This window comes from Ruegeria sp. HKCCD7221 (genome assembly GCF_013031225.1).
Taxonomy (GTDB): Bacteria; Pseudomonadota; Alphaproteobacteria; order Rhodobacterales; family Rhodobacteraceae; genus Ruegeria.
In genome coordinates this window covers 89,610-102,577 of record NZ_WPZE01000007.1, presented here as the reverse complement: position 1 = coordinate 102,577, position 12,968 = coordinate 89,610, and the positions used below count along the sequence as shown (strand labels likewise).

The following is a 12,968-nucleotide window of genomic DNA, read 5'->3' as shown; positions in this document are numbered from 1 at the left end:
AAGGTGCCGCGTGTTGCGGCACCTTTTTCAATTCATGCGGCCGGTTTTCTTTTCTGCCGCCGACGCTGGTTTGATCTGGGCTTGGCCGACGCGTTGGCGGCCTGTGGCTTTGGCCCACGACGGCGGAACCCGCCACGTTTGCGCGGTTTTTTGGGCTCTGCAAACTCGGGCATTGTGCCGCTGGCGACGGGGATTTCGATCTTCATCAGCTTTTGAATCTGCTTCAACTGATCCAGTTCATCCGGCGCACAGAATGCAATAGCTTCACCTTCGCGACCTGCGCGAGCGGTGCGGCCGATCCGGTGCACATAGTTGTCGGGCACCTCGGGCAGGTCATAGTTAATTACATATGCCACGCCGGGAATGTCGATGCCGCGCGCGGCCACGTCAGTTGCCACAAGCACGTTGATCTCACCCGCGCGAAACGCCTTGATTGCACGGTCGCGTTGGCCTTGGCTTTTGTTGCCGTGAATGGAGGCCGCGTTAAAGCCGTCAGCGACGAGGTCTTTCATCAATCGCTCTGCGCCATGCTTGGTGCGCGCAAATACCAATGTCAGAGCATCGGCGTCTTCAGACAGAATCTCGCGCAGCTTGGCGGGCTTTTCCGCCCGGCTCAGGAAGTGGATCGACTGTGTGATCTTGTCAGCCGCCTTCCCCGGAGGAGAGACCTGAATGCGCTGGGGGTTCGTCAGATAGGTCTGGCTGATTTCTTCCATCTGCTTGGGCATCGTGGCGGAAAACAACATGGTTTGACGCGGTGTGCCAAGTTCGGGCGCGATACGGCGCAAGGCGTGAATGAACCCCATGTCCAGCATCTGGTCAGCCTCGTCCAACACCAGATGGCGGACCGAGCTGAGATCAACAGCGCCGCGTTCCATCAAATCAATCAGGCGACCGGGTGTTGCGACAAGGATATCGGTTCCGCGTGCAAGGAAGGAAATCTGCTTGCCGATGGACTGACCACCCACAACGGTTGCGACGCGGATTTTTGTTTTTTTTGTCAGGGTTCGCAGGCTTTCCGCGATCTGATTGACCAGCTCACGCGTCGGCGCAAGGATCAACGCCTTGGCTGTCTTGGGGGCAGGTTTGCCGGGTTGCGCCAGCAGGTGATCAATCAGCGGCAACCCAAAGGCCAGAGTTTTTCCGGTGCCGGTTTGCGCCAGCCCCATAATGTCGTGACCCTGCAGCGCCATCGGAATGGCCTGATTCTGGATCGGTGTGGGTTGCGTAAAGTTTGCGCGTTTCAGCGCGTCATTCAGGGCCGGGGCAAAGCCCAGCATGTCAAAGTCGAACAAGTAATCATCCTTTTCAATCCGTGGCCGCCTATTAGCCACGAACAAATACATCGACACGTGCGCACCGCACGAGCCTACAGGGTTTCGCGAAGCCTCGGGACGCGCAGGCGAGCCCTGTGCCGTCCGGCCATCGCAACAAGAACCCTGCGTGAAGGGGAACTGGAGAGGTTTGGGCGCTGTAAGGTCGAATACGACCGTCTATGCTCACGCGGCAGCGCTGTGTTTCGGGGCACATGCGTGTTTGGCGAGGGAATGTCAAGTTTGCCGTTGTGTAATAGGCGAGTTTCCCAATCGGTGTGCTTGTTATCAAGGATATGGCGGGTCGTGATCCAGAGGTGGAAGGTCTTGAGAAATAGTTAAATTACAGGTCGGTTCCTGTTGCGTGAGTGTTGCGTAACTATTTGACTTTACGAACTTATTATCCTAGACTTGGTGTCATGCTAGAAGAGGTGGGTATCGGCCGCGGGTAAGCCCGGTGGCCGATTTTTGCTTCTCTCGTGCGGAGAAAACTCACGCATGAGGTCACAGGCACACATGACTTTGATTACCCCGGAAGAGCGGATTACCCAGACGGCTGACTTGTTGCAGTCGCTTGAGCGATCCATTCGCGATCTGCGCGAAGCAGCGGAAGAACTGCGCAGGCAGATCGGTGCCGGGGAGGATGCAGACTTTGCCGGAGCAGGCAAGCAACTGGGTCAGTTAGAGGGGCTGATCCGAAGTTGCCAGAAAGTGGAGATAAGCTTTGTCGAACAACATCACAGACAAGCCGGAATTGCCCAAGGGGGCTATGCGCTCGACCTTCAGCGCGCTCGATTTGAAATCGGGTGCAGGCTGGCTCGCCTCCGCCGATGCTGCGGTGAGGGACAGATTTCTGAGTGAGATCGGGGAGGGGGGGCTGTGTGCCCTCCCTTTCCTGTTCGAGTTTTGGGCGCTGCCGCATCAATTGCCGCCCGAGGGGGATTGGCGGTCGTGGGTGATCATGGGGGGGCGCGGGGCAGGTAAGACACGCGCAGGGTCCGAGTGGGTGCGTGCGATGGTCGAAGGGTCTAAGCCGCTGGACAGGGGAGAGGCCAGTCGGGTGGCGTTGGTGGGCGAGACATTTGATCAGGTGCGCGACGTGATGATTTTTGGCGATAGCGGGATTTTGCAATGCTCGCCCCCGGATCGTCGACCTGTTTGGAAGGCATCGGAACGCAAGTTGATCTGGCCCAACGGAGCCGAGGCGCAGGCGTTTTCGGCGCATGATCCCGAAGGGCTGCGCGGCCCGCAATTCGATGCCGCGTGGGTAGACGAACTGGCCAAGTGGAAAAAGGCCGAAGAGACCTGGGATATGTTGCAGTTTGCCTTGCGTCTGGGTGAGCGGCCGCGGGTCTGCGTGACGACCACGCCGCGCAATGTGAAGGTTTTGAAGGATTTGCTGGCCTCTCCGTCCACCGTGCAGACCCACGCGCCGACCGAGGCGAACCGGGCCAATCTGGCGGACTCGTTTCTGGCCGAGGTACGCGCGCGCTATGCTGGTACGCGGCTGGGGCGGCAGGAATTGGATGGGGTTTTGCTCTCGGATGCTGAGGGCGCGTTGTGGACAGGCTCGATGCTGGATGCGGCGCGGGTAGATAAAGCGCCCGGTTTGGATCGTATCGTAGTGGCGCTGGACCCTGCGGTGACAGCGGGGGCGCATGCGGATGCCTGTGGTATCGTAGTGGTCGGCGCGCAACTACAGGGGCCGCTTGAGGAATGGTGCGCCTATGTGCTGGCCGACCGCACTGTGCAGGGCGTTGGTCCTGCGGGCTGGGCGCAGGCGGCGATTGACGCGATGGATGAGTTCGGGGCCGAACGGCTGGTGGCCGAGGTCAATCAGGGCGGGCAACTGGTGGAAGAGGTCGTCCGGCAGGTGGACCCTCTGGTCCCGTTCCGCGCTGTGCGGACCTCACGCGGCAAGGTGGCGCGGGCCGAGCCTGTGGCGGCGCTTTATGAGCAGGGGCGGGTGGGCCATGTGGCCGGGCTGGACGCGCTGGAGGAGCAGATGTGCCAGATGACCGCGCGTGGGTTCGAAGGTCAGGGCTCGCCCGACCGGGTCGACGCGTTAGTCTGGGCGCTGCATGAGTTGGTTGTTGGGCCTGCGGGGTTGTATCGGCGGCCTAGGGTGCGGAGTTTGTGAAGAGGCCGCAGCGGAGAGCCTAGTACCCCCCCCAACTATGACACCAAGCTCGAATGCAAAACGTACCTAGAAGCATTGCTTTGCACCTAAGTTGATGTGATCATTTCGAGAGGGGGGGGCTAGTTATGAGCATCCGGCGCACTTTCCAAATTTGCTTCGCTGTAGCGATGATATGTATTGCTCATAAGCCTTCGCTCGCGCAAAGCATCGAAGTGCCAGAAAGGACAACTCCGAGACCGGAAACAACCCGAGGCGTCCCACATGTTCAGATTGGAGTTGCGCCTGTTCCGGGGTTAACAGAGGACCTATTGAGGCGCGTCAATGAAATTCCTGATGTGGAAGTTCGTGAGACTGTGATCTCAATGCCCGGAGCCAAAGGGTTTTGGTTGGCAGACAACCTTTCGTTAGCGCATCCTGAGGTAATAGTGGGTGGTCGGGAATTTGCACATGTGCATCCTGATGGCTCACTCCACGCATCGCTTGAACCTGAAACGGCTCGGGTCGCGATAGATGCTGGCTGGGCCGTCGCGCACCCCTGGTCGCAAAAACGGCCGGGGTGGGAAGGATTTGTGATGATTTTTACTCCTTCATCGGAAGTCGAGCTAGATGTTGTTTTCCAATTGGTTTTGGCATCATACAACTATGTGACCGGAAGGTCATTGTAGAGGAATTAGTACCTAGCCGGAGAAGCGGATCGTTTCCTGATCGCCTCTACGTTGCCCAACCCCCGAACGCCCTATTCCTGAAGCTTAAACTTCTTTCCGTCATAACTCCTTTTCAACAAGCCGGGCAGAGCGGCGGCAGAAAGGAGCACAGATGGTATTCGATTTCTTGCGTCATAGATCGGCTGAGGCAGCGCCCGAGGCGAAGGCGAGCGCGGCGGGGCCTGTGGTGGCGTGGCAGACGGGTGGGCGCGTGGCGTGGAGCCCTCGGGACGCGGTGTCGCTGACGCGGACTGGGTTTTCGGGGAATCCGGTGGGGTTCCGCTCGGTCAAGCTGATTGCTGAGGCGGCGGCGGCGCTGCCTTTGGTGTTGCAGGATCAGACGCAGCGATTTGATGTGCATCCGATCCTGAACCTCATGCGGCGACCGAATGCGGCACATGGGCGGGCGGAGTTGATGGAGGCTCTGTTCGGGCAGTTGCTATTGTCGGGCAATGCCTATGTTGAGGCGGTACAAGCCGAGGAAGGTTTGCCGCTTGAGTTGCACGTTCTGCGATCCGACCGGATGAGCGTGGTGCCGGGAGCGGATGGCTGGCCCAAGGCTTATGACTATACGGCGGGCGGCAAGACGCACCGGTTCCCGGCGGATGCGATCTGCCACATAAAGTCCTTCCATCCTCAGGACGATCATTATGGGTTCTCGCCTATGCAGGCGGCGGCGATGGCGATTGATGTGCATAACAGCGCGTCGCGGTGGTCCAAGTCACTGTTGGACAATGCCGCGCGGCCTTCAGGGGCGCTTGTGTGGAAGGGCGATGGCCATGGAGTGATGGCCGAGGATCAGTTCCGGCGTCTGTCGGATGAGATCGAACAGAACTATCGCGGGGCGCGGAATGCGGGGCGTCCGATGGTTTTGGAAGGGGGCTTGGATTGGAAGCCGATGGGCTTTTCGCCCTCGGACATGGAGTTTCAGAAGACCAAGGAACCCCTGATGTTGCGGTACGGGTTCGACACGATTGAGCGTGACGGCATCCTTCTGTTCCAGATGCGTGACGGACGAACACCGATCCCTATTGATCCGGAAAAGCTTGCGATCAGTTCGGATATCGAAGGTTCAATCGAACACCGGCGCGAAGCAGAAGCCGAGATGACAGGTCGCGTTCGCCTGCGTTTTGTTCAATCGGACGCAGACCACGACATCGTTGCCGAGGAGGCTGTGCCGCCGGACGCACGTACGCACGCTGTGTCGATAAACGAGATGCCCTTGTCAATGACACGCGCCGAAGGCCGTCAGACATCCGAGCGGTGGCTGAGTGAGGCAAGAATAGCCCGAGAAACGGCACGTTTTGCCCTCCCTCCATCGATGTCCCGTGTGGGCGCGGGGGATGTCGTCAGCTTGAACGGAAGCGACCAGGGTACGCGATATCGTATCGACCGCTTGGAGCAGGCCGAGTTACAAATCGCAGACGCCGTCCGGATTGAACCCGGCATTTATGCGGCCACGGACTTGCCCGACGACACGATCGCCGAGAATCCGTTTGTGGCCCCGGTTCCCGTGTATTCTGTGTTTCTGGATCTGCCATTGATGAGCGGGTCCGAGGCACCGCATGCGCCATATTTGGCGGTGACGGCCAATCCGTGGCCCGGAGGTGCAGCCGTCTATTCCGCGCCAACTGACGAAGATTATGTGCAGGAACAAGTCGTTTCTGGTCAGGCGGTGATTGGCTTGACGGAAAGCCCACTGATGCGTTCAACCGCAGGAGTTTGGGACGAAGGCGCCCCGCTAAATGTCCAACTCATTGATGGCGTTTTGGAATCCCGCCCACGTTCCGCGTTGTTGAGCGGTGCCAATCTTGCTGCGATCGGGGACGGAACGCCCGACAATTGGGAATTATTCCAATTTGCCGACGCCAACCTTCAAGGCCAGGGAACTTACGCGCTGTCTGGGCGGCTTCGTGGGCAGTTCGGAACTGACGCTATCATGCCCGAGGTTTGGCCCGAAGGTTCGGTGTTTGTGTTATTGGACCCACGCGTAGTACAGACCGGGCTGCTTCGGTCAGAGCGCAGGCTTGCGAAGCACTATAGAATTGGGCCGGCTACGCGTGGGTATGATGACCCGTCGTTTGTCCACCAAGTCGAGGCGTTCAATGGCAATGGTTTACGCCCCTACGCCCCGGTGCATCTGCGTGTTCGTAGATCAGGGGCGGGTGATACGTTTTCGTGGATGCGTCGAACCCGAATTGACGGAGGCGACTGGGCCGGAATCGACGTCCCGTTGGGCGAAGAGTCCGAAGCTTATCTGATACAGATTCGGGCTGAAGAGTCATTGGTGCGTGAGGAACTGGTTCAAAATTCCCGCTGGACATATACGTCGGCTGCAAAACTCGCCGACGGTGTGTCCGGTTCCTACACAGTCCAGGTGGCACAGGTTTCGGCCAGCTATGGTCCCGGTCTGCAAGCATTTCTTACGGTAGGTTAGATGGCTAAGTAATTAGCCTTCTTCTTAGAAGCCTTCTCAGGCGACGCGAGCAACAAAAGGCGCCGCCTGCGACACGACATCGCCATTTCGCCTGTATGGTGAGCGAGGCAAAATCACCGACAGAGTGGTGAGAATGCAAAAATAACCAAGTAAACGGCTCACCCGGATGCGCAGCTAACGCACTTGGTGGCCGCATGATCCAAGTTCAGGCGACCAATTGGGATCTCTTCACCGCAGTCTTCGCAGAATCCGTATTCTCCCTCGTCGATCCTAAGCAATGCCGCCTTTAATCTGTTCATTTCGACGTCCCTGTTGGCTTGCTGAGCCTTGGCCATTGCCTGGTTCTGCAACGCGTCCATCCTGCTAAGGCGCCCTATGGCTTGTTGGTCCAGTTCAACAATGGCTTGCGCCTTCTTTCCTGCTTCCGAGTTGTCAGCAAGTTCCGCTAAACGACTGCGTATTCGGGCCTCGAATTCGGCCATCAAAGAAGCATTCATTTTCGTTATCCTGCTGATCACGGGTTTGCGTTTGGCGTTTTTGCCTCTAAATGGCATTCTAGGCGCAGCAAAGGATCAAAAGCCATGTTGGAAACGCGCAGTCACGTTACACCCGTCGACCCCGTCTGGGATCGCATCACGACCGAAGCTCAATTGGCCGTTGAGAATGAGCCGTTGATGGGCGGGTTGGTGCACGCCTGTATTCTGCACCACCGCAGTCTAGATAGGGCATTGTCCTACCGGGTATCGGCCAAGCTGTGCTCGAATGAAATGTCCATGATGGTATTACGAGAGATCGTGGACGAAGCTTATGCGGATGATCACTCGCTGATCGAGGCGGCCCGTGCCGACTTGATGGCTGTGTACGAGCGCGACCCGGCTTGCCATCGCCTGCTGCAGCCGATTCTGTACTTTAAGGGCTATCAGGCAATGCAAGCCTATCGCGTGGCGCATTGGCTATGGCAAAAGAAGCGCTACGATCTGGCGTATTTCTTCCAGATGCGTTCATCCGAGATTTTCGGGATTGATATCCACCCGGCCGCGAAAATAGGCAAAGGGATCATGATTGATCACGCCCATTCCATCGTAATCGGCGAAACTGCGGTTGTCGGTGACAATGTGTCGATGCTGCATTCCGTCACGCTTGGCGGGACCGGCAAGGAAGAAGAACAGCGCCATCCGAAAATTGGTGACGGTGTTCTGATCGGTGCAGGTGCCAAGGTGCTCGGCAATATTGAAGTGGGTCATTGCAGCCGAATTGCTGCCGGATCGGTTGTCTTGCAGGCCGTGCCTGCGTGCAAAACCGTTGCGGGCATTCCTGCAAAGATTGTCGGCGAAGCAGGTTGTGATCAGCCTGCAATTTCAATGGACCACATGCTGGGCAAAGATCAGTAACTCACACTCAGTTCGGGCGGTTGTTCTTTTCGTTCAACCGCTTGAGCCGCTTTTCTTCCCGCCGTTTCTTTCGCTCTTCAATCCGTTTGTTGCGCTCGGCTTCCCATTTGGCGGCCGCGCTTTTGGAATTGAACTTCGAGTTTTCACCTGGATAGCTGTTGGGCTTGGCATAGGCATCCGCAGGTGCAATTGCAGCCAGCATCAACAAAATCAAACCTGTCCGAGTAAGCCGTGTGAAGGTCATGGGGCACCTTTGCATCCGTGTCTGATTTGCAAACAACTTGACGCCCCGCGCGTGCTCAAACAACAGTTGGCCGGATCACGTTTCCTCACTTCCCGGCCAGACACGAAAAAGCCGCGCCAGAACGTGCGGGCGCGGCTGTTGCGGTTTCTCTTGGTGTTAGGCCAGCATGACCATGGGGTTCTCAAGGTTTTCGACAATGGCTTGCAGCAGTTCCGCGCCAAGCGCTCCGTCGATCACGCGGTGGTCCACGGACATCGTTACGGACATCACTGTTGCAACGGTCAGCTCTCCGTCATCGCCTACAACTGGTTTTTTGACGCCTGTACCCACTGCAAGAATGCCAGCGTGCGGCGGGTTCACGATGGCGTCGAAATTGTCGATGCCAAACATGCCCAGATTCGAGATTGCGAATGTGCCGCCCTGATATTCATGCGGTGCCAGTTTGCGTTCACGAGCGCGACCAGCAAGGTCTTTCATCTCGGTCGACAACGCGGACAGCGACTTGGTGTCGGCATCCTGAAGAACCGGGGTGAACAGACCGCCCTCGATAGCGACGGCAACAGCCACATCTGACGGTTTCAACTGCAATACCCGATCACCGGCCCAGACCGCGTTGCAGGCCGGAACCTGCTGCAACGCGTTTGCGACAGCCTTGATGATGAAGTCGTTGACGCTCAGCTTCACGCCACGGCCTTCAAGCTGTTTGTTCAACTGGCTGCGGAACTTGAGCAGCGCATCCAGCTTAATATCGCGACGCAGGTAGAAATGCGGGATGGTCTGCTTGGCCTCGGACAGGCGCGCGGCAATGGTTTTGCGCATCCCGTCCAGCTTGATTTCTTCGTAATCGCGGGTTTCGTACATTTTTGCCACGGCATCCGCCGACGGGCCAGCCGGGGCTGCCGCTGCCGGAGCCGCTGCTGCAGGTGCAGGTGCAGGGGCCGGAGCAGGCGCGGTGGCTGTAGCGCCTTCCACATCTACTTTGACGATACGGCCATGCGGTCCCGAACCGGTGATCTGCGCCAGATCAAGACCCTTTTGCGCAGCGATACGACGGGCCAGCGGCGAGGCGAAGATACGGCCACCGTCGGCTTTGGCCGGTGCTGCCGGAGCAGGGGCAGGTGCCTCGGACGCCCCAGAGGCGGCCTCGTTACCCGCGGCGGCTGCCGGAGCAGCCGCGGGGGCTGCGGTAGCTGCCGCGCTGATGTCGTCAGCGCTTTCGCCATCTTCCAGCAGAACTGCGATGGCGGTGTTGACCTTGACTCCTTCGGTGCCCTCGGGGATCAGGATCTTCCCGATGGTGCCTTCGTCAACGGCCTCAAACTCCATTGTGGCCTTGTCGGTTTCGATCTCGGCCAGCAGGTCGCCGCTTGATACGGTGTCGCCCTCTTTCACCAGCCATTTGGCAAGGGTGCCTTCCTCCATCGTGGGGGAAAGGGCGGGCATCAGAATTTCTGTGGGCATCTGTGTCGCTCCTTACCGGTAGGTCACTTGTTTGACGGCTGCGATCACCTCATCGGTGGTGATCAGTGCCAGTTTTTCGAGGTTCGCTGCATAAGGCATCGGAACGTCCTTGCCGGTGCAGTTGATGACCGGAGCATCCAGATAGTCGAACGCCTCTTGCATCACCACCGAACTGATATAGCTGCCGACCGAGCCTTGCGGCCAGCCTTCTTCGACTGTCACCATACGGTTGGTTTTCATCACCGAGTTAATGATCGCGCCGGTGTCCATCGGGCGGATAGTGCGCAGGTCGATCACCTCGGCGCTGATACCTTCCTCGGCCAGCTTGTCAGCGGCTTCCAGCGCGTATTGCATGCCGATGCCAAAGCTCACGATGGTCACGTCCGAGCCTTCGCGCCAGATGCGCGCCTTGCCCAGCGGGATGGTCAGATCATCCACTTGCGGGACATCGAAAGAGCGTCCGTAAAGGATCTCGTTTTCAAGGAAGATCACCGGGTTGGGGTCGCGGATCGCCGATTTCAGCAGCCCTTTTGCATCAGCAGCCGAGTAGGGCATGACCACTTTCAGACCGGGGATCTGCATGTACCAGGCGGCATAGTCCTGAGAATGCTGTGCGGCCACGCGGGCGGCAGCACCGTTGGGGCCTCGGAACACGATGGGGCAACCCATTTGACCGCCGGACATATAAAGCGTTTTGGCAGCAGAGTTGATGATTTGGTCAATCGCCTGCATGGCGAAGTTAAAGGTCATGAACTCGACAATCGGCTTCAACCCACCAAAGGCCGAACCAACTGCGATCCCGGCAAAACCGTGTTCGGTGATGGGCGTGTCGATCACACGCTTGCTGCCGAATTCGTCCAACAGGCCTTGGCTGATCTTGTATGCCCCCTGATATTCGGCGACCTCTTCGCCCATCAGGTAGACGTCTTCATCGCCGCGCATTTCTTCGGCCATCGCGTCGCGCAGGGCTTCGCGAACGGTTTCGGATTTCATCTCAGCGTCCGCAGGCCAGTCCGGGGATAGATCGACAACCGGTGCAGCAGGGGCAGCGGCAGGAGCGGGGGCCTCAACCGCCGCAGGGGCGGCCTCAGCCACAGCTGCGGCTGCGGGCGCAGCCGTGGGCAGGGCAGAGGCGTCCTCGCCTTCTTCCACGAGGACCGCGATAGGTGTGTTCACCTTGACCCCTTCGGTACCTTCCGCGATCAGAATTTTGCCGACGATGCCTTCGTCAACGGCCTCGAACTCCATCGTAGCCTTGTCGGTTTCAATCTCGGCCATGATATCGCCCGAGGATACGGTGTCGCCTTCTTTGACCAGCCACTTGGCCAGCGTGCCCTCTTCCATCGTGGGCGAAAGGGCGGGCATGAGAATTTCGGTTGCCATGTCTCAGTTTCCTTCCGGGGCCGGGGTAATCATCCCGACGATGTTTCCTTGTCCATCTTCCACATAGGCGCAGCGGCCTATGCCAGGATAATCGGTCGGCGGCAGCGCTTCGGCGCCGCCATTTGCCAATGCCCACGCATAGCGTTCGTCGCAATCTCCGACCTCAAAGGTCATGGTGCCGCCGCGCACCGGGCTACCGGCAGCGGGCGCTTCGCCATGGCGCTGCATCAGGCCACCGGTCAGCCCTAGGCTGCCGCCGATCTGGTCGCCACTGATCAGATGATAGCCGACTTCTTCGCCGCCGGGCATTGGTGTGAACGCCCAGTCGAATAGGCCGGTATAGAACGCTTTGGCCTGTTCGACGTCACTGACGTGAATTTCGAAATGCGGCATCTGTCAGGCCTCGGCGTAGATATCTGTCCAGAGCTCTTCCACAGAAGGCTCGGGGCTTTCTTTCGAGAATTCGGCAGCCTGATTGACGATCTCTTTGATCTCTTTGTCGATCGCCTTCAGGTCGTCCTCGGTCGCGTGTTTGCCGGTCAGCAGTAGTTCGCGCACATGCTCAATTGGATCGCTTTGCTCGCGGACCTTCTGAACCTCTTCGCGGGTGCGATACTTGGCCGGGTCGGACATCGAGTGGCCGCGATAGCGATAGGTTTTGACCTCGAGGATGTAGGGCCCCTTACCAGCGCGACAGTGGGCGACGGCTTTCTCACCGGCCTCTTTGACGGCCAGAACGTCCATGCCATTGACAATTTCACCGGGGATACCGAAGGCCTCACCTCGGTGGTAGATGTCTTTGGTCGAGGTCGAGCGCGCCTGAGAGGTCCCCATAGCGTATTGATTGTTTTCGATCACGAATACGACGGGCAATTCCCACAGGGCGGCCATGTTGAATGTCTCGTAAACCTGACCCTGGTTGGCCGCACCATCACCGAAATAAGTAAAGGTGACTCCACCGTTTTCCTTGTACTTGTCGGCAAAGGCCAGACCTGCGCCCAACGGAACCTGCGCGCCAACGATGCCGTGCCCACCATAGAAGTGCTTCTCTTTAGAGAACATGTGCATCGAGCCGCCCTTGCCCTTGGACAGGCCGCCAATACGTCCGGTCAGTTCGGCCATCACGCCGCCCGGATCCATGCCGCAGGCCAGCATGTGACCGTGGTCGCGGTAAGAAGTAATCCGCTTGTCGCCGTCCTTGGCTGCGGCCTCGAGGCCCACAACAACGGCTTCCTGGCCAATATACAGGTGACAGAATCCACCAATAAGACCCATGCCATAAAGTTGACCGGCCTTTTCTTCGAATCGGCGGATCAGCAGCATCTCTCGGTAGTAGGTGGTCAGTTCTTCCGACGAAACGTTTGGTTTCTTTGCGGTTTTTCGCGCAGCCATTGTGGCGATCTCCCCCTCTCGGCAAGATAGTTTAGCGTTAAACTATCTCATAAAGCATTTGCCGCTTTCTGGCGAGGGTAAATGTGACGCAGCGTCCGATCTTGCGAAAATCGGGTTGCGGCTTGCTAAAAAAACGATCGATTCAGTGGAGGATCAACGGATGACAACCTCATCTGAGCGGATCATTCCCAGCACAGAGCGTGCTTGCTGGTCCAACAAATCCAAGTCCAGATAAGTATCCGACAAACGGCGGGTCAGGTTCTCCATCTCTGCAATTTCTGCCTCGAGTTTGTCGAGGTCGCGCGACAGAGCGTCCCGTTCCGCTGCAATCTCGACCCGTCGGAACAGGCCATAGTCACCTTGCACGGCGGCAAAGGTGAAATAAACACCCAGCATAAACGCCACCATAAAGAATGCGACTGCGCCCAAACCGGGCCGATTGGAACGGGACACTCTGTTTACCGCCGTATGAAGTCTGCCTCAATAACGGGTCCTTTTTGGAC

Annotated in this window: 13 protein-coding genes and 1 pseudogene; 6 read left to right on the top strand and 8 right to left on the bottom strand. The window is 58.2% G+C overall.

The features are described 5' to 3' along the window. Window positions 1–32 precede the first annotated feature (32 nt). Window positions 33–1,295, bottom strand: a complete 1,263-nt coding sequence (locus GOX73_RS16170; RefSeq protein WP_171126537.1) for a DEAD/DEAH box helicase — start codon at window positions 1,293–1,295, stop codon at window positions 33–35. Window positions 1,296–1,811: 516 nt separating this feature from the next. On the opposite strand from GOX73_RS16170, the gene GOX73_RS16165 reads away from it, so the two are divergent. The 5 genes and pseudogenes from GOX73_RS16165 (at window position 1,812) to GOX73_RS20795 (ending at window position 6,594) form a co-directional block, all read left to right on the top strand. Then, on the top strand, window positions 1,812–2,174 hold the full coding sequence (locus tag GOX73_RS16165; protein WP_254429222.1) for a hypothetical protein: 363 nt from the start codon (window positions 1,812–1,814) through the stop codon (window positions 2,172–2,174). A 52-nt stretch (window positions 2,175–2,226) separates the two neighbouring features. Then, on the top strand, window positions 2,227–3,453 hold the full coding sequence (locus GOX73_RS16160) for a DNA-packaging protein (protein ID WP_171126607.1): 1,227 nt from the start codon (window positions 2,227–2,229) through the stop codon (window positions 3,451–3,453). Between the two features lie 125 nt (window positions 3,454–3,578). Continuing rightward, window positions 3,579–4,118 (top strand): luciferase family protein, encoded by a 540-nt coding sequence (locus GOX73_RS20805; protein ID WP_371808656.1) that lies wholly within the window; start codon window positions 3,579–3,581, stop codon window positions 4,116–4,118. Between the two features lie 151 nt (window positions 4,119–4,269). Beyond that, a pseudogene (locus tag GOX73_RS20800) lies at window positions 4,270–5,100 on the top strand (phage portal protein); the annotation flags it as partial. Continuing rightward, complete coding sequence (locus GOX73_RS20795; RefSeq protein ID WP_371808657.1) at window positions 5,077–6,594, top strand: phage tail protein; 1,518 nt, start codon at window positions 5,077–5,079, stop codon at window positions 6,592–6,594. The pseudogene GOX73_RS20800 and the gene GOX73_RS20795, both read left to right, overlap by 24 nt. Window positions 6,595–6,752: 158 nt before the next feature. Here the strand turns inward: GOX73_RS20795 and GOX73_RS16150 are convergent, their stop codons facing one another. Further along, on the bottom strand, window positions 6,753–7,091 hold the full coding sequence (locus GOX73_RS16150) for a TraR/DksA C4-type zinc finger protein (RefSeq protein WP_171122180.1): 339 nt from the start codon (window positions 7,089–7,091) through the stop codon (window positions 6,753–6,755). 84 nt (window positions 7,092–7,175) lie between these two features. Between GOX73_RS16150 and cysE the strand changes: the two genes are divergently transcribed. Beyond that, window positions 7,176–7,985, top strand: coding sequence for a serine O-acetyltransferase (cysE, locus tag GOX73_RS16145; RefSeq protein WP_171122181.1), 810 nt, complete (start codon window positions 7,176–7,178; stop codon window positions 7,983–7,985). A 7-nt stretch (window positions 7,986–7,992) separates the two neighbouring features. Here the strand turns inward: cysE and GOX73_RS16140 are convergent, their stop codons facing one another. From GOX73_RS16140 to GOX73_RS16115, 6 genes are all read right to left on the bottom strand, one after another. Next, a complete protein-coding gene (locus tag GOX73_RS16140; RefSeq protein ID WP_171126539.1) occupies window positions 7,993–8,229 on the bottom strand; it encodes a hypothetical protein in 237 nt (78 codons plus the stop codon). A 156-nt stretch (window positions 8,230–8,385) separates the two neighbouring features. Beyond that, window positions 8,386–9,690, bottom strand: a complete 1,305-nt coding sequence (locus tag GOX73_RS16135; protein WP_171135004.1) for a pyruvate dehydrogenase complex dihydrolipoamide acetyltransferase — start codon at window positions 9,688–9,690, stop codon at window positions 8,386–8,388. A gap of 12 nt (window positions 9,691–9,702) precedes the next feature. Then, window positions 9,703–11,073, bottom strand: a complete 1,371-nt coding sequence (locus GOX73_RS16130) for a pyruvate dehydrogenase complex E1 component subunit beta (RefSeq protein ID WP_171126541.1) — start codon at window positions 11,071–11,073, stop codon at window positions 9,703–9,705. 3 nt (window positions 11,074–11,076) lie between these two features. Then, on the bottom strand, window positions 11,077–11,466 hold the full coding sequence (locus tag GOX73_RS16125) for a VOC family protein (RefSeq protein ID WP_171126542.1): 390 nt from the start codon (window positions 11,464–11,466) through the stop codon (window positions 11,077–11,079). A 3-nt stretch (window positions 11,467–11,469) separates the two neighbouring features. Further along, window positions 11,470–12,465: a pyruvate dehydrogenase (acetyl-transferring) E1 component subunit alpha gene (gene pdhA, locus GOX73_RS16120; protein ID WP_171122186.1), complete on the bottom strand. Its 996-nt coding sequence runs from the start codon at window positions 12,463–12,465 to the stop codon at window positions 11,470–11,472. Between the two features lie 153 nt (window positions 12,466–12,618). Further along, on the bottom strand, window positions 12,619–12,918 hold the full coding sequence (locus tag GOX73_RS16115) for a septum formation initiator family protein (protein ID WP_171122187.1): 300 nt from the start codon (window positions 12,916–12,918) through the stop codon (window positions 12,619–12,621). Window positions 12,919–12,968 lie beyond the last annotated feature (50 nt).